This is a genomic window from Brevundimonas goettingensis (genome assembly GCF_017487405.1).
GTDB classification, from domain to species: Bacteria; Pseudomonadota; Alphaproteobacteria; order Caulobacterales; family Caulobacteraceae; genus Brevundimonas; species Brevundimonas goettingensis.
In genome coordinates this window covers 1,073,252-1,096,089 of sequence record NZ_CP062222.1, presented here as the reverse complement: position 1 = coordinate 1,096,089, position 22,838 = coordinate 1,073,252, and the positions used below count along the sequence as shown (strand labels likewise).

22 protein-coding genes are annotated in these 22,838 nt (G+C 67.1%); 10 read left to right on the top strand and 12 right to left on the bottom strand.

The features are described from left to right. Nucleotides 1-749 precede the first annotated feature (749 nt). Together IFJ75_RS05390 and IFJ75_RS05385 are read left to right on the top strand one after the other, a co-directional pair. Complete coding sequence (locus IFJ75_RS05390) at nucleotides 750-1,772, top strand: transglutaminase-like cysteine peptidase (RefSeq protein WP_207931607.1); 1,023 nt, start codon at nucleotides 750-752, stop codon at nucleotides 1,770-1,772. Nucleotides 1,773-1,992: 220 nt separating this feature from the next. Then, nucleotides 1,993-3,192 carry a cell wall hydrolase gene (locus tag IFJ75_RS05385; RefSeq protein WP_207931606.1) on the top strand — a complete coding sequence of 400 codons (1,200 nt, stop codon included), beginning with the start codon at nucleotides 1,993-1,995 and terminating at the stop codon, nucleotides 3,190-3,192. A gap of 18 nt (nucleotides 3,193-3,210) precedes the next feature. Here the strand turns inward: IFJ75_RS05385 and IFJ75_RS05380 are convergent, their stop codons facing one another. The 3 genes from IFJ75_RS05380 to IFJ75_RS05370 all read right to left on the bottom strand — a co-directional run bounded on the left by IFJ75_RS05380 (nucleotide 3,211) and on the right by IFJ75_RS05370 (nucleotide 5,663). Next, complete coding sequence (locus IFJ75_RS05380; protein ID WP_207931605.1) at nucleotides 3,211-3,372, bottom strand: hypothetical protein; 162 nt, start codon at nucleotides 3,370-3,372, stop codon at nucleotides 3,211-3,213. After that, complete coding sequence (locus IFJ75_RS05375; RefSeq protein ID WP_207931604.1) at nucleotides 3,372-3,566, bottom strand: hypothetical protein; 195 nt, start codon at nucleotides 3,564-3,566, stop codon at nucleotides 3,372-3,374. The genes IFJ75_RS05380 and IFJ75_RS05375 overlap by 1 nt, the downstream gene beginning before the upstream one ends. Before the next feature lie 96 nt (nucleotides 3,567-3,662). Next, nucleotides 3,663-5,663: an acetyl/propionyl/methylcrotonyl-CoA carboxylase subunit alpha gene (locus IFJ75_RS05370; protein WP_207931603.1), complete on the bottom strand. Its 2,001-nt coding sequence runs from the start codon at nucleotides 5,661-5,663 to the stop codon at nucleotides 3,663-3,665. A gap of 80 nt (nucleotides 5,664-5,743) precedes the next feature. On the opposite strand from IFJ75_RS05370, the gene IFJ75_RS05365 reads away from it, so the two are divergent. After that, nucleotides 5,744-6,754 (top strand): class I SAM-dependent methyltransferase, encoded by a 1,011-nt coding sequence (locus IFJ75_RS05365; protein WP_207931602.1) that lies wholly within the window; start codon nucleotides 5,744-5,746, stop codon nucleotides 6,752-6,754. 8 nt (nucleotides 6,755-6,762) lie between these two features. On the opposite strand, the gene IFJ75_RS05360 is transcribed toward IFJ75_RS05365, so the two are convergent. The 6 genes from IFJ75_RS05360 to IFJ75_RS05335 are packed head-to-tail and all read right to left on the bottom strand — an operon-like array spanning nucleotide 6,763 to nucleotide 11,295. Beyond that, the gene (locus IFJ75_RS05360) at nucleotides 6,763-7,155 is read right to left on the bottom strand and encodes a hypothetical protein (RefSeq protein WP_207931601.1); all 393 of its coding nucleotides are present in this window, start codon (nucleotides 7,153-7,155) and stop codon (nucleotides 6,763-6,765) included. After that, complete coding sequence (locus IFJ75_RS05355; protein WP_207931600.1) at nucleotides 7,152-7,565, bottom strand: hypothetical protein; 414 nt, start codon at nucleotides 7,563-7,565, stop codon at nucleotides 7,152-7,154. The genes IFJ75_RS05360 and IFJ75_RS05355 overlap by 4 nt, the downstream gene beginning before the upstream one ends. A gap of 53 nt (nucleotides 7,566-7,618) precedes the next feature. Continuing rightward, the gene (locus IFJ75_RS05350; RefSeq protein ID WP_207931599.1) at nucleotides 7,619-9,226 is read right to left on the bottom strand and encodes a carboxyl transferase domain-containing protein; all 1,608 of its coding nucleotides are present in this window, start codon (nucleotides 9,224-9,226) and stop codon (nucleotides 7,619-7,621) included. A gap of 52 nt (nucleotides 9,227-9,278) precedes the next feature. After that, nucleotides 9,279-9,902, bottom strand: a complete 624-nt coding sequence (locus IFJ75_RS05345) for a hypothetical protein (protein ID WP_207931598.1) — start codon at nucleotides 9,900-9,902, stop codon at nucleotides 9,279-9,281. Nucleotides 9,903-9,905: 3 nt separating this feature from the next. Continuing rightward, the gene (locus IFJ75_RS05340; RefSeq protein WP_207931597.1) at nucleotides 9,906-10,091 is read right to left on the bottom strand and encodes a hypothetical protein; all 186 of its coding nucleotides are present in this window, start codon (nucleotides 10,089-10,091) and stop codon (nucleotides 9,906-9,908) included. Nucleotides 10,092-10,131: 40 nt separating this feature from the next. Further along, nucleotides 10,132-11,295 (bottom strand): isovaleryl-CoA dehydrogenase, encoded by a 1,164-nt coding sequence (locus tag IFJ75_RS05335; RefSeq protein ID WP_207931596.1) that lies wholly within the window; start codon nucleotides 11,293-11,295, stop codon nucleotides 10,132-10,134. Between the two features lie 104 nt (nucleotides 11,296-11,399). Here IFJ75_RS05335 and IFJ75_RS05330 point away from each other — a divergent pair, with 104 nt between their 5' ends. Beyond that, nucleotides 11,400-12,266 (top strand): LysR family transcriptional regulator, encoded by an 867-nt coding sequence (locus IFJ75_RS05330; RefSeq protein ID WP_225897007.1) that lies wholly within the window; start codon nucleotides 11,400-11,402, stop codon nucleotides 12,264-12,266. A gap of 63 nt (nucleotides 12,267-12,329) precedes the next feature. After that, on the top strand, nucleotides 12,330-12,647 hold the full coding sequence (locus IFJ75_RS05325) for an energy transducer TonB (RefSeq protein ID WP_207931594.1): 318 nt from the start codon (nucleotides 12,330-12,332) through the stop codon (nucleotides 12,645-12,647). A 16-nt stretch (nucleotides 12,648-12,663) separates the two neighbouring features. On the opposite strand, the gene IFJ75_RS05320 is transcribed toward IFJ75_RS05325, so the two are convergent. Both IFJ75_RS05320 and IFJ75_RS05315 read right to left on the bottom strand, forming a co-directional pair. Further along, the gene (locus tag IFJ75_RS05320) at nucleotides 12,664-12,864 is read right to left on the bottom strand and encodes a hypothetical protein (protein WP_207931593.1); all 201 of its coding nucleotides are present in this window, start codon (nucleotides 12,862-12,864) and stop codon (nucleotides 12,664-12,666) included. A gap of 51 nt (nucleotides 12,865-12,915) precedes the next feature. Then, entirely contained in the window at nucleotides 12,916-13,578 is a 663-nt protein-coding gene (locus IFJ75_RS05315) for a TrmH family RNA methyltransferase (RefSeq protein ID WP_207931592.1), read from the bottom strand. 145 nt (nucleotides 13,579-13,723) lie between these two features. Between IFJ75_RS05315 and IFJ75_RS05310 the strand changes: the two genes are divergently transcribed. From IFJ75_RS05310 to IFJ75_RS05300, 3 genes are all read left to right on the top strand, one after another. After that, a complete protein-coding gene (locus IFJ75_RS05310) occupies nucleotides 13,724-15,091 on the top strand; it encodes a DUF1254 domain-containing protein (RefSeq protein WP_207931591.1) in 1,368 nt (455 codons plus the stop codon). Nucleotides 15,092-15,237: 146 nt separating this feature from the next. After that, nucleotides 15,238-15,705 carry a hypothetical protein gene (locus IFJ75_RS05305; protein WP_207931590.1) on the top strand — a complete coding sequence of 156 codons (468 nt, stop codon included), beginning with the start codon at nucleotides 15,238-15,240 and terminating at the stop codon, nucleotides 15,703-15,705. A 60-nt stretch (nucleotides 15,706-15,765) separates the two neighbouring features. Then, nucleotides 15,766-16,071, top strand: a complete 306-nt coding sequence (locus tag IFJ75_RS05300; RefSeq protein ID WP_207931589.1) for a hypothetical protein — start codon at nucleotides 15,766-15,768, stop codon at nucleotides 16,069-16,071. A gap of 93 nt (nucleotides 16,072-16,164) precedes the next feature. Here the strand turns inward: IFJ75_RS05300 and IFJ75_RS05295 are convergent, their stop codons facing one another. Beyond that, entirely contained in the window at nucleotides 16,165-18,960 is a 2,796-nt protein-coding gene (locus IFJ75_RS05295) for a TonB-dependent receptor (RefSeq protein WP_207931588.1), read from the bottom strand. A gap of 457 nt (nucleotides 18,961-19,417) precedes the next feature. Between IFJ75_RS05295 and IFJ75_RS05290 the strand changes: the two genes are divergently transcribed. After that, nucleotides 19,418-20,788 (top strand): MFS transporter, encoded by a 1,371-nt coding sequence (locus IFJ75_RS05290; RefSeq protein WP_207931587.1) that lies wholly within the window; start codon nucleotides 19,418-19,420, stop codon nucleotides 20,786-20,788. Beyond that, nucleotides 20,788-22,653 carry a hypothetical protein gene (locus IFJ75_RS05285; RefSeq protein ID WP_207931586.1) on the top strand — a complete coding sequence of 622 codons (1,866 nt, stop codon included), beginning with the start codon at nucleotides 20,788-20,790 and terminating at the stop codon, nucleotides 22,651-22,653. The genes IFJ75_RS05290 and IFJ75_RS05285 overlap by 1 nt, the downstream gene beginning before the upstream one ends. The last annotated feature ends 185 nt before the right edge of the window (nucleotides 22,654-22,838 follow it).

Genomic DNA, 22,838 nt, shown 5'->3' with positions numbered 1-22,838 from the left:
GACCTCAGAAAAAATATCGACGTTCGAGAACCGCCGGTGGATCGAGGGCCCTGGATGGCCTCTTGATCGGCGGGTGGTGCGGGCGGCCGGGATCGAACCGGCATGGGCTAGGCCCGACGGATTTTCATACCACCTCGACTTTCGCCGCCGCCCCCAAAGCCAGAGGGGGCGTTCGTGGTCTGGACTATCCCTTCGTCATGGCCCCGGCCGGCCGGCCGAAAGCTTTAGACGCCGCCCGTCTAGTCTCTACACCTTCCCGTCGGCGGACCGTCGGGCTTGGCTCGGGATCGCCAGTTGAAAGGGTTCCCCGAATTTGAGCGGTTCTACGTCCGGGATTTCCCCCGGCGCACTCAATCCTCAGCTTAAGTCCGTTGCGTCTACCGATTCCGCCACGCCCGCAGGCCGAACCCCCTCTATAGCCAGCGCCGACGGCGAGGCCAAGGCGGCCGCAAAGCCCCTGCCCGGCCCGCTCCGACTAAAGTAATAGCGCCTTGTGCCATTTCAGAACAACGCGATGGTGTACGGAAGTTAACCTTACTTCGCGGTCAACCAACCCGGTACATTAACCAGCAACAACGTTCGTAAAACTCATCTTTTACTTCTGATGACATTGTCTCCGTGGGGATCGGAGAACACCTATGTCTCGCTACCGTCTGCGCAGAAGCGCGGCACTGATGATTTTTGCTGTCGGAGCCTTGGGGGCTTCCACGGCATGGGCCGGCGAAGCCGGTCAAGCCACACGCGTTGCGATGCCGCTCGGCGTCGCCGCGCCCGCGCCGGCCGGCTTCCTGGACTTCTGTCGCAGGACGCCGACGCAGTGCGAGCGATCGGCCGCCGATGCGCGGGATCCGGCCGCCGTGTCGCGTCTGGCCGCCAGCCTGTTCTGGCAGCAGGCCTTCGCCCGGTCGAACGCCGCCGCTCCCTCCGCGACCCGTCCTGCGCCGACGACCGCCGGTCGCGGGACCTATGACTGGAGCCGGGTCTTCCCGGCCCAGCGCGCCCCCGCGCCTGTCGCCCCTGCCCCGGTTCAGCCGACGCGCGTCGCCGCCGTTGAAGCCGGCGCCGCGTCCGCCGCGGACTTCGGCTCCCAGGCCGTGGCCGTTGAAGCCGGCGCCGCGTCCGCCGCGGACTTCGGCTCCCAGGCCGTGGACGCCTCGGCCGACGGCATCGCCTGGCAGGCCGCCTCCGCCGCGGAGATCAACCGCAATCCGATGGCCCGCACCTTCGCCCGTCTGGGCGTCCCGGCGCCGCGCATCCAGACCTCGCCCCTGGTTCCGATGCCGAACGGCGCCGGCGCCGCCTCGGCCGACGACCTGACCGCGCCCCGTGCGCCCGAACGCCCTGCCGAACAGGCCGCCGCCGACCGCGCCGCCACCGTCGTTCTGGACAGCGACAACTGGACCCTGCTCAACCGCGTCAACCGCTCGGTCAACCGCCGCATCCGCAATCTCTCGGACCAGTCGAACTACGGCCAGCTCGACTACTGGCAGGCCCCGTCCGGCAGCAGCCCGCGCGGCGACTGCGAGGACTATGTCCTGACCAAGCGCGAGGAGCTGATCGCGGCCGGCATTCCCGCCGCCGCCCTGTCCATCGCCATCGTCGAGACGCGCTGGGGCGAAAGCCACGCCGTCCTGCTGGTCGCGGGCGACACCGGCGAGGTGGTGCTGGACAATCTGTCCGCCTGGATCTCGCGCTGGGACCGCACCGATTATACCTGGCACGAACGCCAGGCCCCGGGCAGCGTGTTCGAATGGGTCAATGTCGCGGCCTAGGGTCGCCGCCTGACTGCGCTGAGACGGCTCACGTCTCAAAACTGAAGCGCCCGGCCACTACGGTGACCGGGCGTTTTCATATCCGCCCCGATCCCGCTCGGGTTCGTCCCTATCGTGGCACGAATACTGCTCTGCTATTGCGAATGAGGTTGGCCTCGTCGCATGACGGTTCTAATCGAACCCTGCACCGTCCCCCATCGGCCGCCTTATTCGGAACTCCATGTCCCTGGACACCAACCTCCCGGATGAACCGTTCGCCCGTCCGTCCGGACCGCTGACGGCGTTCCTGAACCGGCTCTCCGGGCTGCGCTACCAGGATCTGGCGCCCAGCCTGCTGGCCTGGTTCGGCTGCGCGCTGATCGTGGTCGCCGCCGTCACCCTGGTCCTGACCCAGCGCTTGGCCCAGATCCAGCAGCAGACGCGCAGCGACGCCGGCCCGGCCGTCCACAACACCCGCGCGCCCCTCTCCGGCCCGCTGACCCCGGACGAGTTCACCCTGGCGCCCGACGCCGTGCGTCAGCTCGACGCCTTGTCGTCGCAGATTTTCAACGATTCCATCCCGTTCTCTGACCTGCCGATCCAGCCCGCCAGGCCCTTCATCATGTCGCCGACGGACATCGTCCAGTATTCGCGCGCCGTCGATTGCATGACCGCCGCCATCTATTACGAGGCCGGCAACGAGACGCCCCAGGGTCAGGCGGCCGTCGCCCAGGTGGTCCTGAACCGCATGCGCCACCCGGCCTATCCCAACACCATCTGCGGCGTGATTTTCCAGGGCCAGGAACGCTCGACCGGCTGCCAGTTCAGCTTCACCTGCGACGGCGCCATGAACCGTCCTCCGAACCCCGAGAGCTGGGCCCGCGCCAAGGCCGTGGCCACCGCGGCGCTGAACGGCTCTGTCGCCGCCGAGGTCGGGATGGCGACCCACTATCACGCCGACTATGTCTCGCCCTACTGGGCCGAGCGGCTGGTCAAGCTGCGCAAGATCGGCGTGCACATCTTCTACCGCTGGACCGGCGCCTGGGGTCAGCGCTTCTCCTTCACTCGCCAGCACACGGGCGAGGAGCCGGTCATCGCCAAGATGGCGCTGGTGACCACGCCGCTTGATGCGCTGGAGGTTCCGGTCGATCCCAATCTGGTCCCCGAGCCGCAGATCGAGGTCGATACCACGCCCCTGATCGTCGCCCCGGTCCAGCACGCGCCCCTGCCCGAGCCGGAGCCCCAGGCTCCGCCGCCCCCGACGCAGGCCGCGCCGCCCCCGACGCCCGCCCCGACCACGACCAACCCCTGGCCCCGCCGACCGAGCAACGCCAGCGTCGCGGCCGCATCCCCGTCCCGAGCGGCTGGTAGCCCCCCGACGAAAACCCGCCGCGGCAGGGCCACGGCGGGTCAAGGATCTGTCAGACGGGCGGTGGTTTGAGGCGAAACGCCGGCTGGATCAGCAGGCCACGCTGCTCGGCTTGGGCGGGAGGATGCCGACGGCCCGGGCGCCGCGCACCACGCTTCGCAACCCGATCAGGCCCGTCACCACGGCCAGAAGCGACACCAGCAGCAGGTCGGCGATCACCTGACCCGCGAAGGCTTTCGGTCGGATACGCATCACCAGCCGCCCCGCGTGACACGGCGGAACACGCTGAGCGAGCCGGCGACGATCTCGGCCTCGCGCCGCGCCTGTTCCTGAAGTCCGGCGACGCCCTTCGAGACGGTGGAGCCGTTCTCGTCCAGCACCGACCACAGCCAGTCGTTCGACGGTCCGCCCGTCAGCTGGATCGCGAATTCCGCGTTCTCGACCATGCTCTTCCCCAAATCCGAAATGCGTCCCGGGACGGGACTTCGGTTTTCAGGCGAGCAAGTCGCGCGCCAGGGGAATGTCCCGGATCAGGCCTGAATTCAGTCGGGCGCCTCGACCACCGCCAGCACGGCGTCCGCCGTCACCTGGTCTCCGACCGCGACGCCGATCTCGCCCACGATCCCGTCGAAAGGCGCGGTCAGGGCGTGCTCCATCTTCATGGCTTCCAGCACCACGACGGGCTGGCCCTTGACCACTGCGTCCCCGGCCTTGACCGGCGCCGCGACGATCTTGCCCGGCATCGGTGCGCGCAGGGCGCCGTCGGAGGCCGAGCCGCCCGCGGCTCCGCTGAAGCGGGGCTTGGTCACTTTCCACGCCCAGCCCCGGTCGAAAACGAGGCCATCGGTCTCGATCCAGGTCCCGCGATAGCCGACGGACCCCAGCCCCTCGACCTCGACGGTCCGCGCCTGGCTGCGGCTCAGCCGGCGTTCGCCGTCGATCTCGACATCCCAGGAGAAATCGCCGTCCTGTCGCGACAGCAGACTTCCCGTCGTGGTCTCGCCCCCGATCAGGGCGCGATACAGGGCGCGCCGGGGCGCATTCAGCCGGAAGCCGGTGGCCACATTGTCCGCGTCCGCCTGCCACGGCGTGTCGAAGTCGGCCCGCCCCGGCTTGGGCGCCAGATGCTGGCTGTCGGCCATCAGGGTCAGGGCTGCGATCCGGGCGATTTCGGACGGGCGGCTTGAGATCAGAGCCCCCTCCTCCCGCGCAATGAACCCGGTGTCCACATCCCCGGACACGAAGGACGGATGCTCCAGACACCGAACGAGGAAGCCCGCATTCGTCCTGACCGGCCAGACCTCGACCTCGCCGCAGGCGTCCGCCAGCCGCGCCGCCGCCGCCTCACGGCTGGTCTCGTGCACGATCAGCTTGGCGATCATCGGGTCGTAGAACTGGCTGACCTCGCCGCCCTCATAGACCCCCGTATCGACCCGGATGTCGTCGGGCAGGACGAAATGTTCGAGCTTGCCGATCGACGGCAGGAAGCCGTTCGCCGGATCCTCGGCATAGAGGCGCGCCTCCATGGCCCAGCCGTTCATCGGGATATCGGCCTGTTTGAGCGGAACCGCCTCCCCCGCCGCCGCGCGGAACTGCCATTCCACGAGGTCCACGCCCGTGATGCTCTCCGTCACCGGGTGCTCGACCTGCAGCCGGGTGTTCATCTCCATGAACCAGATCCGGTCGGCCTTGAGGCCCTCCGAGGCGTCGGCGATGAACTCGATGGTCCCGGCGCCGACATATCTTACAGCCTTTGCGGCCTTGACCGCCGCCTCGGTCACCGCCGCCCGCGTCGCGGCGTCCATGCCGGGCGCCGGAGCCTCCTCGATGACCTTCTGGTGTCGCCGCTGCAGGGAGCAGTCGCGTTCGTACAGGTGGACGACTTCCCCATGGCTGTCGCCGAACACCTGAACCTCGATGTGGCGGGGGCTCAGGATGTATTTCTCGATCAGCACCCGGTCGTCGCCGAAGCTCGACGCCGCCTCGCGCTGGCACGAGGCCAAGGCGTCCAGAAACGCGCCGGCCTCATCGACGCGCCGCATCCCCTTGCCGCCGCCGCCCGCCACGGCCTTGATCAGCACGGGGTATCCAATCGCGTCGGCCTGGGCCTTCAGGTGCGACGGCGTCTGGTCTTCGCCCATATATCCGGGCGTGACCGGCACCCCGGCCCCCACCATCAGTTTCTTGGCCGCGTCCTTCAGCCCCATGGCCCGGATCGAAGCCGGCGGGGCGCCGATCCAGATCATGCCCGCCGCGACCACCGCCTCGGCGAACTCCGCGTTCTCGGACAGGAAGCCGTAGCCGGGATGGATCGCCTCTGCTCCCATCGCCCTGGCCGCCGCCAGCACCTTATCCTGATCCAGATAGCTCTCGCGCGCCGCCGCCGGTCCGATCAACATCGCCTCGTCGGCCTCGCGCACATGCAGGGCGTTGGCGTCCGCCTCGGAATAGACGGCCAGGGCCTTGATCCCCATCCGTTTGGCGGTGCGGAACACCCGGCAGGCGATCTCGCCGCGATTGGCGACAAGGACGGATTTGAACATCGGAATTCCACTCTTGCGGGTGACACGTTTGGCGAGATCGCCTAGTTAAGTCCAGGTTTGAACGGGGGCGGCGCCACACCATGATCGCGCTGTTGAAAACCCCTCTGCAGCGGCTTCGCCAGAGCTGGCGCAACCGCAATATCTTCGTCGAGGCGCGCACGGCGACGCGACTGGCCCGCCTTGAACACAAGTTCGACATTCACCAGCGCGAGATGCGCCTGATCCTGCGCAACGCCCTTTTGCCGGATCAGTCGGCGCTTGAAACACCGTCGCGCATTCCGCCGGGCAAACCGCTCCGGAACGTTTTCCCGATGTCGTCGGCCTGTCGCCAGGAGTATTTCGAACAGCCCTGGTTCGCCTACTGGATGCAGCGGATCGGGGTTCGCCCCGCCTACCACCGCAAACAGTGGGAGTTCGCCTATATCATCCAGGCGCTCTGGGAGCGGGACCAGTTGCGACCGGGGTCGCGCGGTCTCGGCTTTGGCGTCGGGCGAGAGCCCCTGAGCGCGTTGTTCGCCCACTACGGCTGCGCGATCGTGGGCACCGACATGGCCCATGAGTCCGCGCATTCGGCCGGCTGGACCCGCTCTGTGGAGCACGCGGCGAGCCTCGAGGGATTGCGGCGCCCGGACATCTGCGATGACCAGACCTTCGCGCTCAACGTGTCGTTCCAGGTGTGCGACATGAACGCGATCGACCAGAACCTGAAGGGATTTGACTTCTGCTGGTCCGCCTGTGCGTTCGAACATCTCGGATCGATCGATCTGGGGCTCGATTTCGTGGAGAACTCGCTGGCCACCCTCAAGCCGGGCGGTTGGGCCATCCACACCACCGAACTCAACCTGTCCTCCAACACCGACACGCTCGACCACGAGACCACGGTGCTGTTCCGTCGCCGGGACTTCGAAAGGCTCGCCCGACGCCTTGAGGAAAAGGGGCATCGGGTCGCGCCGCTCGACTTCACCGCCGGTGACCGCCCCATGGACCAGTTCATCGACGTGCCACCCTACCATTCCGAACCTTCTCTGGTTCTGGCGCTGCAGGGCTATGCCACGACCTCGTTCGGGCTGATCGTCCAGAAGGCCGCCTGATCGATCCCTCATCCCGGTCGATCCCCAGGACAGCGGACATAGGTCTGGCTTCCGTCATCGAAACGAACGGTCAGGGCCCTGTGATCCGAAGACAGGGCGAAGCCCCAGGTCTTGCGGTGCGTGATCAGCCGCCCGTCAAAGCCGGTCTCGTTAATGTCCCACCAGTCGAGGTCGGCCGCAGCCTCGCCCCCAGGGCTCAAGCGCACGCTGACGACATCGCCACCCCATTCATAGCCGCCGATCTTGCCGCCCTCGATCGCCAGCCCGTGCTGGCTCTCCAGATCGGCGCAGCCGGCGGCGCTGGTGTTCCATTCACCTTCGAACGGGGCCAGGGAGGCGTCCTGTCCTGCGGCGGCGGTCAGCAGCGCCGCCCCCGCCAGCGAGGACAGGAGGGCGATCATGCGCGATTGCCCGTGCAGCGCACATAGTTCTGGCGGTGGCCCTGAAGCGTCAGGATCAGGCCCGCCCCGTGGTCGGTCAGGACCAGCTCGCCGGACTGGCGCTGGTCGCGTGGGCGAACGCCCTCGTAATTGAAGTCTGCGCCTGTCATGTCGAAGGTCCCGCTGGCCCGCTCGCCCAAGGTCGTTACGGGTCCCGACAGGGCGCCGTGCCCCTCGTAGAAGCCCAATCCGTTCGCCGACACCGTCAACCGCGACACCCCGTCGGCGTCATTGCAGAGGGCCGCCGTCTGGGCCCACTGTCCCTGAAACTGCGCCGGCAGGCTCTCGACCTTCGCCCCGCATCCCGAGAGCGCCAAACCCGCGACAAGGCTGATTCCAGCCAGGGCGATTCCGCCCATCGTCATCCGCATCCTGATGTTTCCCGTTTTTATGGTTCTTGTCCGTCGGTCGTTTCGCCGCGGACCTACATCCTGAACACTCCGAACGTCGTGTCCAGCACCGGGGCATTCAAAGACGCGGAAATGGCCAGTCCGAGGACGTCTCGCGTCTGAACCGGGTCGATGATTCCGTCGTCCCACAGGCGGGCGGTGGCGTAGTAGGGATTGCCCTCGTCCTCGTATTTCTGGCGCACCGGCGCCTTGAAGGCTTCGGCCTGATCGGGGGTCCAGCTGTCGGCGTCGCGGTGGACGGTGGCCAGCACGGATGCTGCCTGCTCCCCGCCCATGACGCTGATCCGGCTGTTGGGCCAGGTGAACAGGAAGCGCGGACTATAGGCCCGGCCGCACATGCCGTAGTTGCCCGCGCCGAACGACCCGCCGATCAGGATGGTGAACTTGGGCACCTCCGCCGACGCCACCGCCGTGACCATCTTGGCCCCGTGCTTGGCGATGCCCTCGGCCTCGTATTTGCCGCCGACCATGAAGCCACTGATGTTCTGCAGGAAGACCAGCGGAATCTTGCGCTTGCAGGCCAGTTCGATGAAGTGCGCCCCCTTCTGCGCGCTCTCACTGAACAGCACGCCGTTGTTACCCAGGATGGCGACCGGATAGCCCCAGATGCGGGCGAACCCGCAGACCAGGCTCGATCCGTACAGCGGCTTGAACTCCTCGAACTCCGACCCGTCCACCATCCGGGCGATGACCTCGCGCACGTCATAGGGGGCGCGGACATCCTCGGGGATGATGCCGTAGAGCTCCTCGGGATCCAGCGCCGGAGCCTTGGGCTCGCGCACGTCGATGCTGACCGTCTTCACGCTGTTGATGTGGCCCACGATGTCGCGGACGATCTCGAGCGCATGCTCGTCGTTCTCGGCGACGTGATCGACGACGCCGGACTTGCGGGCATGGGTCTCGGCCCCGCCCAGCTCTTCCGCCGAGATGACCTCCCCCGTCGCGGCCTTCACCAGCGGCGGACCGGCCAGGAAGATGGTGCCCTGGTTGCGCACGATCACCGTCTCGTCGGACATGGCGGGCACATAGGCGCCGCCGGCGGTGCACGACCCCATGACGCAGGCGATCTGCGGGATGTTGCGCGCCGACATCCGCGCCTGGTTGAAGAAGATGCGCCCGAAATGTTCGCGGTCGGGAAACACCTCGGCCTGATGCGGCAGGTTGGCTCCGCCGCTATCTACCAGATAGACACACGGCAGATTGTTCTGCTCGGCGATCTCCTGCGCCCGCAGATGCTTCTTCACCGTCAGGGGGAAGTAGGCGCCGCCCTTCACCGTCGGGTCGTTGGCGACGATCATCACCTCCCGGCCCGAGACCCGGCCGACGCCGCAGATCATGCCCGCGCCCGGCGCCCCGTCGGGGTCTTTCGCATCGCCATACATGCCGTTGGCGGCCAGCTGAGCGACCTCGAGGAAGGGCGAACCCGGGTCCAGCAGCCGCTCGACCCGGTCACGCGGCAACAGCTTGCCCCGCGCCACATGCCGCTCGCGCGAAGCCTCCGACCCGCCCAGAGCCGCCTTCGCGACCTTGGCGCGCAGCTCGTCGGCCAGCGCCCGGTTATGGGCATCCAGCGCCCTGAACGCCGCGCTGTTCGGATCGATCGTGGAAGTCAGACGGGGCATTTGATACCGAAGTCCATCGTTGGGGCGTGATGGCGGCGTGTGTCGCCCGCCGTTATGGAACGCGATCCCGAAGCCACTCGCCCGCGATATAGCGTCTCTCGCTGAAGGTCAGGTCGTCGGCGATCAGGCCATTGGCTTCCGCCAGTTCCGGCAACTCTGCCTCGAAGGCCTGATAGAGTCCCCAGATCGGGACCGCCCCCAGGATCGGTGCCTTGCTTCGCGAGTGGTGCGAGAGCCAGTTTCTCACCTGTGCCGACGCCTGGTCGGCCTCGAGCGCATGGGTCCGGATATCCTGACCGGCGATGTCTGACAGCGCTCGCTGATACCGGAAGGCTTCTGCATCGAGGATAGTGCAGGCCTTGCGCGCCACCCAGCCCTCGCCGAAAGCCGACGCCCCCAGAAACAGTCCCAGTTCGAACGGCATGTTGAAGCGCGGCACGTCGCCGTCCAGGGCCATGAACGAGATGTCGTGAATGCCGAGATGACAGGTGCGGATCAGATCCTTGATCTTGTCCAGCCGGACCTGACCGGCGTTGTCCAGTTCCCGGGCGCAGTGCGGCGCGAAGCCCGCGGCCTGCACCGTGAACACCATCGCATTGAACAGCTCCGCGCGATCGGGCGTGAAAGGAGCGTTGATGAAGACCGATTTGTAATAGCCTTTGGGGGCGCGAGCCACGTCCTATTTGGCCGCCGAGCGCGCTTCGATCGCGGCCTTCAGCTTCGTCTCGGAGATTCTCGCGGGCTTCGAGAACTGAACCACTCGATGTCCTTTCGGCGTGGTGGTTTCGCCGACGGCCCCATTGAATCGCCCGGACAGAGCGTCGCGCTTCACCCAGCTCAAGAAATGTCCGGACGTCTTTGCCATGGGAGGAATATAGCATCGGTTTGACGGTGCGGAAGAGCAATCAGCTCCCCAGCAGCTCGCGGCCGATCAGGAAGCGGCGGATCTCGTTGGTGCCGGCGCCGATATCATAGAGCTTGGCGTCGCGGACCAGCCGCTCGACCGGCCATTCCTTCGTATAGCCCGCGCCGCCCAGGGCCTGAACGGCCTCCAGCGACACCTTCACCGCATTCTCCGACGCCAGCAGGATCGCCCCCGCCGCGTCATAGCGCGTCGTCTTGCCCGCGTCGCAGGCCCGCGCCACCGCATAGACATAGGCCCGGGCCGAGTTCAGGGCGACGTACATGTCGGCGACCTTGGCCTGCATCAGCTGGAAACTGCCGATGGGTTTGCCGAACTGCTTGCGGTCGCGGACATAGGGCAGGACCACGTCCAGCGCCGCCTGCATGATGCCCAGCGGCCCGCCCGACAGGACGGTGCGCTCATAGTCTAGGCCCGACATCAGCACCGCCGCCCCGCGCCCCTCGCCGCCCATGACGTTCTCGGCCGGGACCTCGCAGTCCTCGAACACCAGCTCCGCCGTGTCCGAGCCGCGCATCCCCATCTTGTCCAGCTTCTTGGAGACGCTGAACCCCTTCATCCCCTTCTCGATCAGGAAGGCGGTCACCCCGCCGTTGCCCTCGCCGGTGCGGGCATAAACCACCAGGGTATCGGCGGTCGGGGAGTTGGTGATCCAGAATTTCGTGCCGTTCAGGATGTAGCGGTCGCCCTTGCCCTCGGCCCTGGTCCGCATCGACATGACGTCAGAGCCCGAGCCGGCCTCCGACATGGCCAGCGAGCCCAGATGCTCGCCCGAGATCAGCCTGGGCAGATATTTCGCCTTCTGCTCCGCATTGCCCCAGCGGCGGATCTGGTTGACGCAGAGGTTGGAGTGGGCCCCGTAGCTCAGGCCGATCGAGGCCGAGGCGCGTGACACCTCTTCCATCGCCACCACATGCTCGAGGTAGCCCATGCCGAGGCCGCCGTATTCCTCCTCGACCGTGATGCCGTGCAGGCCCAACTCTCCCATCTCGGGCCACAGGTCGCGGGCGAACTTGTTGGTCTCGTCGATCTCGGCCGCGCGCGGCGCCAGTTTGTCGGCGGCCCACCGGGCGGTCGTCTCGCGGATCGCGTCGGCGTTCTCGCCGAGGCCGAACTCCATCGACTGGGGGGCGAAGGGAATGCTCATGCGAAGTTTCCTCGGTCCTCTGACGGGAGTCTGGCCGTCACCCTAGCGCGTCCGCCGCGCGCGGGAAATTTCAATTGGGCGAGGCTTCAGTATAGTCTGTCGCTATGCTCGACCGGACCTTGCTGCGATATTTTCTTGCCGTCGTGGACCGTGGGAACTTCTCCCGCGCCGCCGCCAACTGCCGCGTGTCCCAACCAACATTGTCCATCGGGATCGCGAAGCTGGAGCGGATGCTGGGCGAGACTCTGTTCATCCGCAACAGCCGCCGGGTCGAGCTGACCGCCGCCGGCGTCCGCCTCTCGGCCCAGGCCCGGCGCATCGAGGCCGCCTTCCTCGAGGCCGAGACCGCCGCCCCCGCCGAGGCGCCGAAGAAGCTGATCCGCCTCGGCCTGCTCTCCACCCTGCCCTCGTCCTGGGTCGAACGGGCGCTGGCCGCCCTGCGGGACAGCGCGCTCTCGGAACGGCTCGAAATCGTCGAGGGCCGTCAATCCGACCTGCCCGCCCTACTCGGCCGGGGTCGGGTCGATGCAGCCATCGGGGTCGTGGACGGCGCCGCGCGCGATCCGCTGTTCGTCGAGGACTACGGCTTGGCCATGCCTCTCTCCCACCCCCTCGCCCACCGCCCCGAGGTCGCTCCCGAGGAGGTCGCGGCCGAGACCATGATCGTGCGCCGCCACTGCGAGGCCCTGGCCGAGACCAGCCGCTATTTCACCGCCCGCGGCGTGCGCCCCTTCATGGCCGCCCGCACCACCCACGACGACCGGGCCCTGGCCTATGTCCGCGCGGGGCTCGGCGTCACCGTCCTGCCGCGCGGGTTCCAGGGCGAGGGCGTCGCCGTCGCCACCCTGACCGGCTGGGGCCTCACCCGCCGCATCGGCCTGATGATCGAGCCCGACAGCCGCGCCCGCCTCGCGGGAGCCGAGACCCTGCAGCTTTTCAGCGACAGTCTGAAGGCCTCCGCCGCCCGTTAAGATCTCGAACGGAACGGAAACGTCGCCCGCCCATTGATCTCGCAGAACCGGGATCACCCTCCAATGCTCGCCCTCATCTTCGCCGCCGCCCTGCTGTCCGACACCGCCCCCAGGGTCGAAGTCGCGCTCGAGCCCGTGCAGCCGGCGGTTCAGATGCGGGAAGCGCGGGCGACGCCCGCCGTCCCCGTCCTGACCGCCGTCGCCGTCACCCTGGAATGCACCGCCCGCGCCAATGGCGATGTCGAGAACTGCCACGTCCTGGGCGAGACCCATCCCGGCCTCGGATTCGGCGACGCCGCCGTCGCCCTGATGCGTGGCGAGCACGTCGCCCCTGGCCCGCGCGACATCCAGTTCGCCAAAACCATCCAGTTCGTGCCGTAGGCCCTGACGGCTCGGCCTAACCCAGCGCCGCCCCGGCCTCGCTCATCGCCCCCTCGATCACGGCGGCCAGCTCCTCGTCGCTCAGGTCTCCCAGCGCCTCCGCGCCCAGCTCCCAACGCCGCCGCTCCATGGCGGCGCGAACGGTGTCGAGGAACAGGTCGGCGTGGTCGTCGGCGGAGATCGTGGTCGCGTCGGCGGGAATCGGGTGTGGCGTCATGATGCGGCTATGCGCCCAAGACGCGCGCGCCGCTGTTCCAGAGATGAGACGCTACTCCACCGCCTCGGGCTCGGCCGGCGCCTGGAGCATCACCGTCGGCAGGGGCGTCTCACGCTCGCCGCGCTTGTTCCGCAGGCGATAGCGGCTCTGATAGGCCCGCCTCTGCTTGCCGACCTCATACAGGACGATCCCCGAGCTGGTGCCCAGGTTCAGGCTCTCGATCATCCCGAACATGGGGATGCTGACGCACATGGCGCTGCGCTCGACGGCGCGCGGGCTGATGCCCACGGCCTCGCTGCCGAACCAGACGGCCAGCTTGGTCTGTACCGTGTAGTCGCCCTCATCGAGGTTCACGCTCGCCTTGCCCTTCACGTGGGGCGACGTGACGATGGAGACGAAATTGTTCTGCTCCAGATAGTCGAAACAGTCATCGGTGCTGTCGAACCGCTTCACGAAGGTCCACTTCACCGCCGAGACCGAGAGCTTGGACACCTGCCGGTCCCCGCGCAGGTCCTGCCAGTCGTCCGGCAGGGCGCGCTTCGGGTCCACGACGAAGACCTTCTCGACCCCGAAGGCGTTGGCGTTGCGGATCACCGTGCCGATGTTCTTCACGTCGGACGGGTCCTCGATCACCGCGATCAGGTTCTTGCAACGGAACGGCTTGATCGCGTCTGCGCGGGCGCGAACCTTGGGGCGGGGTTTGGCTTCTTCCATGCGGCCAACCTAGCGGCGCCGAACCTTGGACCGCCAGTGGAAACGCACCGCCTCCCCTCTTCGCCCCCCTGACACCCGCCTCCGGAGTTCGCCCGATGGGGCCGGCTCCACGGCCAAGGCATCGTCCGCGCTTGAGGAGACTCACATGGCCCTGGCCCCGACCGCCCCGAACGTCCCGTCCGCCGCCGCCGCAGCCCGGCCCGCGCAAAACGTCGTCATGCATCCGGAGTACGCCCGGAACCTGGCCTCCTTCGCCTATGTCTGGGGCTGGCCCCTGGCCGATATGGACAACCGCCGCGCGGCCCTGGCCCGGACGCCCGGAGCCGGTCGCCTCGCCATGCGCGACGCCCCGGTCACCCCACACCAGACCGCCGGCGCCTGTCCCGACCCCGACCTCGTCCACGGCGCCGGCCTGTTCTCGCTCGGCGAGACCCCGGTGGTGCTCCAGGTGCCGGACTTCGGCGATCGCTACTGGGTCTATGGCCTCTATGACGGCCGCACAGAACAGTTCGGGCGGCTGGGCAGGGCCTATGGCTCCCGGCCGGGCTTCTACGCCCTGATCGGCCCGAACTGGGAGGGCCAGATCCCGGCCGGGATCACCGGCGTCTTTCGCTCCCCCACTGAAATGGCCAGCGCCGTCCCCCGCGCCTTCATGAACGACACCGACGAGGACCGCGCCGCGATCCAGCCGATCCTCAATCTGATCTCCGCCTATCCGCTGAGCGAGTTCGACGGGACCCTGAAGATCGTCGACTGGAGCCGGGCGCCGACCCTTCCCGGCCCCGCCCCGGAGGGCGAAGGCGAGACGAAACGGGTCGATCCCGAAACCTTCTTCGACCGGCTGCCCGACCTGCTGGACCGCATCCCGCCCCTGCTCGGCGAGGAGGCGCTCTATGCCCAGTTCCGCCTGATCCTGGCCGTCGCCGAGCGCGATCCGCAGCTGAAGGCGGCCATGGTCGAACAGGCGCACGAGGCCGAGGCCACCACCCTCAAGCGCTTCCTCGAATGGCGGCACAACGGTCATCCCGCCGGCAACGGCTGGAACCGTTCGACCAACAACGCCCGATGGGGGATCGACTATTTCAACCGCACGGGCACGGCGCGGTCGAACATGTTCGACAACCGGCCGGAGGAGACCCAGTATTTCTACACCGACCTCGACGGCGACGGCCGTCCACTGACCGGCGCCCGGAACTATGTGGTGACCTTCGCCGCCGGACAGGAGCCGCCGGTCAAGGGGTTCTGGTCCCTGACCCTCTACAACAGACACCACCTCTTCCACCCGAACCCGCTCGCCCGCTATTCGCTGGGGACCCGGAACACGAGCCTGAAACGCAACGCCGACGGTTCCCTGACCCTCTATGTCGGCGCGGACTCGCCGGGCCCGGAGCACGAGAGCAACTGGCTACCCGCGCCGGACGACGGCTTTTCCCTCTATATCCGCGCCTACTGGGCCGGCGCCGCCGTCCTGGACGGGAGCTGGCGGCCGCCGGAAGTTCTCAGGATTCCCTGATCCCTGGCTGCTCGCACGCCGACATCGAATTTCCTTCGCGCGCTATGGAACCAATGCAGCGCCGGGGGGTTCTTGATCGCCGGCGGTAATTCATCCCACCCTCGACGGTGTGCGGTTTGGCGCTTTCCAGCCGCGACAGGACCCCAATGATCCGTCACGCTCTGGCCGCCGCGACCGGCCTGCTCTGCCTTGTGTCCGCAACCCGGGCCGCGGCCGAAAATCTCCCGGCCAACATGGACCGATATGATTGCGCCGGGACCTATCTCCAGACCCCGCACCCCGGCGGCGCCCGGGTCCAGCCGTTCCATTTCGGCATGATCTGGAACACCGAAACCCTGTCGATGGCCTTCATCGGCAGCGTACCGGTTGTCGACAGCGTCTGGCTGATCCTTCCCGGCCAGTTCGCCTCGAAGGTCGCGCCCGACGGGACTGTGCATTTTGCGACAAATGCGATGGGCCCGGAGAAGACGCAGGGCGACATGGTTCTCGATACCGAGAGCAAGACCCTGCGCCTGACAATGACCTGGCCCCGCGCCGGCCAGCCCGATCGCGGCCTCACGCTCCAGGGCGTCTGCGTCCAGAACCGCACCTACAACAATCTCCAGCCCCTTTAGGCGGGTCGGGCGACCGGCGGCGCCTTCCACCGGCTTTCCCTGCCAACAGGACCGGACCCCATGATTGAAGAGAGCTATGTGCGGCTTTACGCGGGCGATTTCGCCCGGCTCGCCGTCCGCGCCGGCGCCGCGCCGCTGGATCCGGCCATCCTCACGCGCCGGATGAAGGAGGCCCGGGTCCACGCCGGGGTCATGGACGCCCGCAAGGGAGACGGCCACCTCGAGGCCCTGGTGACCCGGCTTCGCGACGAGGCGAGCCGCCCCCGCGCGCGGGGCCTCATGGGGTCGATCGATACGGCCGAGGCCAACGCCCATCACCACGACTTCCTGACTGGCGTCGCCGACGCGCTCAGCCTCGCCGACTGATCAAGCGCTGTCGGCGCAAAAAAACGCCGGATCCAGGGGGGATTGGATCCGGCGCAGGGACTAACGGTCGGGAGGAGAACCCGCGTCAGATCTTTAGAAGGTGTAGCGCAGCCCCACGAAGAACTGCCGACCCGTGTGGGTGTAGACGTTCAGACGGTTGTCGGCGTCGACATACTGATCGTTGAACTCGTCGGTCAGGTTGATGCCCTCGACGCTGAACTTGAGCTGCGGCGTGATGGCATAGGAGGCCTGGGCGTCGAAATTCAGGGTCTCGTTGGTGCCCGCGACCGAGTTGCCGTCGGCGGCCGGAACCCCCGTCAGATAACCCGCGCGATAGGCCGCCGACCCCCGGATCGAGAATTTTTCGGTCTCATAATACAGGGTGAAGTTGGCGGCGTGCTTGGACAGACCGATCAGGGTGTTGTCGATCACCGTCAGCGGGCTCAGGGACGTGATGTAGGTGATCTTGGAGTCGACGAAGGTGTAGTTGGCCTGGACCCCGAAATTCTCCATCCAGCCGGGCAGGAAGTCGAGACGCTTCTGGGCGTTCAGCTCGATGCCCTTCAGGTCGCCGCCCTCGGTGTTGATCGGCTGGGTGGTGCGGAAGATCGTCGTCGGCGTGGCGGTGGTGCCGGTCAGGATCGAGTTCGGCAGACCCAGCTGGTTGAACGGAATGTCCTGGGCAAGGGTCTGAACGAAGGTGTTGATCTTCTTGTAGAATAGACCCACGGCGAACAGGCTGTCCCGGTCGGGATAATATTCCAGCGACAGGTCGATGTTGTCCGACTCGGTCGGCTTGATGTTCGGGTTGCCGGTCGAATAGCTGTAGTTCGAACCCTGGATTCCGACGTCGCCGCCGGGCGTCAGGCTCGAGATCGAGGGCCGCGCCACGGTGCGGGCGGCCGAGAAGCGGGCCACTACGGTGTCGGTCAGATCGACCGCCAGGTTCATCGACGGCAGCCAGATGCCGTATTTGCGCTCGGCCTCCACCAGGTTGGAGCCGGCCGAGGTCGTCTCATAGCCCTGCGACCACTGGTCGGTGGAGACGTAGCGCACGCCCGCGTCGCCCCGCCACGGCAGGCCGAAGGCGTCGAAATGGTAGTCGACCTGGACATAGGCGCCCGTGTCGGCTTCCTCGACATTGATGTACTGGCCGCGCGCCGAGGAGTTGTTGACCCCGGTCAGGGCGTAGATGCCGGTGTTGGAATAGATGTTGTAGGTGGCGATGAACTTGGCCAGGTCCGGCGCCAGCCAGCTGGTCGGGGCGCCCGCCGGCAGGTCGGCATTGCGGCCGAAGCCCGAATAGACGCGCGACACAGCGGCCAGTTCAGCCGGCGTCAGGGTCTGAACGACGGTCTCGGTCGTGCGGTACAGGCCCTCGGAATGGAAGCCGAACTTGCGATAGTCGACACCGCCCTTGAGGGTGAGGTTGTCGTTGAGGTCCCACTCATAGAAGGCCTTGGCGGTCGTGAAGGTGTTCTCGACCGAGTTCGGGCGGATGCGGACCTCGGAGGTGCCGTTGATCATCGACCAGTTGGCCGGGTTGGTCAGGTCGAAGCCGAAATTGATCTCCGGCATCCGGGTGCGGAAGTCGTAGGAAAAGCCGTTGGTGTTGGCTCGGTCGAAGGTGACGATGGTTGAGACCGGGTTGTCGAAGAAAGACTTCGAATAGCCGCCGATGAAGCCTGTGCGGAACCGGTCGGTCCAGTTGCGATTGGCCGTCAGGGTGTATTGCTGGAACTTGGTCTCCAGCTCGTCGTGGGCCGACTGGGTACGCACGTCGACGGCGTCCAGATTGGCCTGGACGATGTTGCGGCCATCCACGACGCCCGACCGGATGATGGTCTGCGGCTTGCCCGTGCCCGAGCGGCTCAGGCCGATGGCCTGCAGCTGGGCCTCGTCGCGGGTCGACTTAACGTCCGAATAGAGGATGTCCAGGGTGACCGTCGACTGGTCGTCCGGGCGCCATTGCAGCGAGCCGGTCACGCCCAGGCGCTCGGTGTTGTGGTCATACGAGACGTAGGACGGCAGGCGCGGGTGGAACAGGCCGGTGGTCGCGCTGGCGTTGTTGATCTGGGCGATCGTATAGCCGTTGATCGTCGAGGCCGTGTTGAAGCCGCCGTTGGCGCCGCCGGCGCTCCAGCGGGTGATGTTGGCGCCCTCTTCCAGGATGTGGCGCTCTTCATAGGCGGCCGAGAACAGGGCCCCGAACTTGCCATCCGCCCAGGTGTTGGAGGCCAGCAGGGTGAAGCGCGGCTTCACGTCGCGCGCCAGGTCGTTGTAGCTGCCCTGGACGCCCATCACGAGGGTCGGCTTGGTATAGTCGAACGGGCGGGCGGTCTGCAGGTCGACGGTCGCGCCCAGCGATCCTTCCTCGACGTCGGCCGAGGCGGATTTGCGCACCGTCAGGCTGTTGAACAGCTCGGAGGCGAACATGTTGAAATCGAAGCCGCGCGAGCGGTTGGTGCCGCCCGAGTTGACCGTGCCGCCGGTGGTGGCGATGGCCTCCATGCCGTTGACGCGGACGCGGGTGTATTCCGAACCCAGGCCGCGCACCGAGATCTGACGGCCTTCGCCGTTGGCGCGGCTGATGGTGACGCCCGGCACGCGCTGCAGCGATTCCGCCAGGTTCAGGTCGGGGAAGTCGGCGATGTCCTCGGCCTTGATGACGTCGACGACGCCGCTCTCGCGGCGCTTGGCGCTGACGGCGTTCTGAAGGCTGGCGCGGAAGCCGGTGACCACGATCTCGTCGACGGTGGTCGCGCCGTCGTCGGTCTGCGGATCAGCGGGCGCCGTCTGCGCCGCCGCAACGCCGGCGACCGCCAGCGTCAGGACCAGCGCCGAGACGCCGCTGCGAAGTGCGAATTGGAATCCATGCGAGGAGCGCATCGTCGTCTTCCTTCCCCATATGTCCGGGTGTCCCGGATCTTCTTGGCTGGCGCTGTGGCGCCGGTTGTCCGCTCCGGTTCGAACACCGGTTGGCTTCGAGGGGACCATAGGATCGCCCTGTTCTCCGAGGCCAATCCCAATCGGGCATGGACCGATGCCGGACTTGAACCGATCCCCCGCCCTGGCGCGACATCCTGTCATCGATCATTCGTCGGTAGTGTTTCAGCCGGTTTCGCGGATCAATAGCCGCCCTGCGACCGATCGCCCCGATCGATACCGGTTCTGTATCAGTCCATAGTCGGTTTGGCTTGGACCCCCGCCCCCTCCCCTCCTATCGTCCGGTCAAGCCAGACGCCCGCAAGAGGCGCCGGTTGGGAAGCGAAACACCTCAAGGCGTCGGGCTTTTCCGGCATCACGGTTCATCGTCTCCCCCGATACGTCGAGGAGCGTAACGACCATGACCGACGCCGTTCAGACCACTGGCCCCGCTCCCGCCCCTCCCTCCGGAGGCAAGCGAACCCAGGTCCGCTTCCTGATCCTGCTGCTGATCTTTCTGATCACCACGATCAACTACGCCGACCGCTCCACCTTCTCGATCGCCGGCGACGCGGCGTCCGAGGACCTCGGCCTCAGCCCGGTCCAGATGGGTTACATCCTCTCGGCCTTCGCCTGGGCCTATTGCCTGGGCCAGATCCCCGGCGGCGCCCTGCTCGACAAGTTCGGCACCAAGCTGATCTACGCCCTGGCCATCGCAACCTGGTCGGCCTTCACCTTCTTCCAGGGCCTGTCCGGCTTCGTCATCGGCGGGGCGGTGTTCGCCACCCTGTTCGCCCTGCGCTTCGCTGTCGGTCTGGCCGAAAGCCCCTCCTTCCCCGGCAACGCCCGCCTCGTCGCCGCCTGGTTTCCCAGCTCGGAGCGCGGCTTCGCCTCGGCGGTCTTCAACTCGGCCCAGTACTTCTCCCTCGTCGCCTTCGCCCCTCTGATGGGCTGGTTGGTCCACACCTATGACTGGCACTCGGTCTTCTTCGTCATGGGCGGTCTCGGCGTCCTCGCCGCCGGCGTCTTCTGGTGGATGATCAAGGCCCCCGTCGACCACAAGGGCGTCAACCAGGCCGAGCTCGACTATATCGAGGCCGGCGGCGGCATGGTCCGCATGGAGACCAAACAGGCCGCCAAATCCGCCGCCTTCAGCTGGACCAACGTCTCCCAGGTGCTCAAGAACCGCATGCTGCTGGGCGTTTTCATCGGCCAGTACGGCATCAACGTCCTGACCTATTTCTTCGTCACCTGGTTCCCGATCTATCTGGTCAAGGAGCGCGGGCTGGACATCAAACAGGCCGGTTTCGCCGCCGCCGCCCCGGCCCTGATGGGCTTCTTCGGCGGCCTCTTGGGCGGGATCGTCTCGGACTACCTCCTGAAGCGCACCGGCTCCCTGACCATCGCCCGCAAGACGCCGCTGGCCATCGGCATGGTCCTGTCCATGACCATCATCGCCTGCGCCTACGTAGACTCCACCAGCCTCGTCATCGGCCTGATGGCCGTCGCCTTCTTCGGCAAGGGCATTGCCTCCCTCGGCTGGGCGGTCATCTCCGACACCTCGCCGCGCGAGTTCGTCGGCGTCACCGGCGGCATCTTCAACACCTTCGGCAATGCGGCCGGCATCGTGACCCCGATCGTCATCGGCTATATCGTCCAGGCCACCGGGTCCTTCGACCTCGGCCTCTGGTTCGTCGGGCTGCACTGCCTGCTGGTCATCGCCGCCTACTTCCTGATCACCGGCAAGATCGAGCGCATCACCCTGAAGGCCGCCCCCGAGAAGGCAGCCTGATGAGCGCCTCGCGTCGGAGCTTCCTCGGCGGCACGGCCGTCGCCGCCCTCGCTGTCGCGGTCGCCCCCAAGGCCAGAGCTCAAGCCCGGGCCGCGACCGCCTCGCTGACGGTCTCGACGCCCATGCCCGCCCCCGGCTGGGCCCTGCTTCAAAGACAACTTCTGGCCGACAACGCCGAGGCCTGCGCCGCCTTCTACGCCCGCTATTTCGACGAGCGCGGCTACTTCCTCTGCTTCGAGCGCTGGGGCGCCAACGACGGCCCCGACGACGCCATCGAGAACGTCAACAACTGGCCCCTGCTCCACGCCCTCGGCGGCGCCGACCGGGTCAAGGCCATGTACACCCAGGCCTGGGAAGGCCATCTGAAGCAGTACACGGCCGCGAAGACGACCGAGGTCGCCATCGCCCGCGAGGGCATGTTCTTCAAGGAGTTCAACGTCCAGCTCGATTGGCAGCACCACGCCGAAGAGCTGACCATGTTCAACGTCCAGGGCCTGTCGGACCCGAACAATCCCCGCTTCGCCGACCGCGCCCGACGCTTCAGCGCCCTGTATATGGGCGAGGACGCCGACGCCCCGAACTATGACCCGCAGCACAAGATCATCAAGAGCCTGATGAACGGCTCACGCGGCCCGATGCTGCGCAAGGCCACCGCCCTCGACTGGGCCGGCGACCCATTCGAGGCCGGCCACCGCTTCTTCATGGAGCATGGCGAGACCACCTACGAACAGACGCTGCACCACTACGACGAATACACCGACGTGGTCGGCGACCACCCGCTGAACCTCTTCTCCACCACCCTCGCCCTCAATGCCTATATGCTGGCGCAGGAGCCGAAATACCGCGACTGGCTGCTCGGCTATGTCGACGCCTGGATTGAGCGGGCGAAGGCCAATGACGACCTGCTGCCGTCCAACGTCGGCCTCGACGGCGTCATTGGCTCCTCGGCCGACGGCAAATGGTGGGGCGGGACCTACGGCTGGGGCTTCTCCCCGGTCAATCCGGTCACCGGCAAGCGCGAGGACCGCAGCCGCGTGCTCCGCACCATCCTCGGCTTCTTCAACGCCTACCTCCTGACCGGCGACGACAAATACCTCGATGTCTGGCGCAAGCAGGCCGACCGGCTGAACCGCGAGAAGCGCACCGTCGACGGCAAGGTCCAGACCCCGACCATGTACAATGCCGACGGCTGGTACGGCTGGAAGGACGGCCTGCACCAGCTGAACAGCCTCGACATCTGGTGGTTCTCGATGAAGCCCTCGGACCGCGCCCGCGCGCCGGACCATCCCTGGGTCGCCTTCCTCGAGGGCCGCAATCCCGACTTCCCCGAGACCGCCCTCCGCAAGGATCTCGCCCGCGTCGCCGAAATGGCCAAGGCCGAGCGCGAGGACACCACCACCCCCGACACCCGCCTCGCGGACGCCCGGCTGGAGTTCAATCCGGCCAGCGTCAGCTCCCTGATGCAGACCATGATGGGCGCCCTGCACATCGGCCGTCCGCCCTGGGGCCCGACCACGGCCAACGCCGGCGGCTCGCCCCTGTATGCCCGCCTGCGCTACTTCGACGCCGAGGCCCGCCGCGCGGGGGTCCCCGAGGACGTCGCGGCCCTGATCGATTCCATGACCGCCGACGAGACCGCCGTCACCCTCGTCAACCTGTCGCCGACGCAGTCGCGCGAGGTCATCATTCAGGGCGGCGGCTATGGCGAGCACACCATCAAGACGGCGACCTTCGACGGCAAGACGCAAGCCGTGAACGCCTCCGCCTTCACCCTGAAGCTGGCTCCCGGCGCCGGCACTCGGGTGGTCCTGGCCATGGACCGCTACGTCAACCAGCCGACGCTGAACTTCCCGTGGGATCGGTGATCGAAGGCCAGGCGTAAGACACAAATTTCCGCTCCTCCCCGCGAAAGCGGGGACCCAGTGCTTTGGGCTATTCCTGCTTATAGTGGCCCAGCGCCCCCAATCCCGGACGCCATGCCTCACAACAGAACTGGGTCCCCGCTTTCGCGGGGATGAGCGGAGATTGAGAATGCGGGTTCGCGCTATGC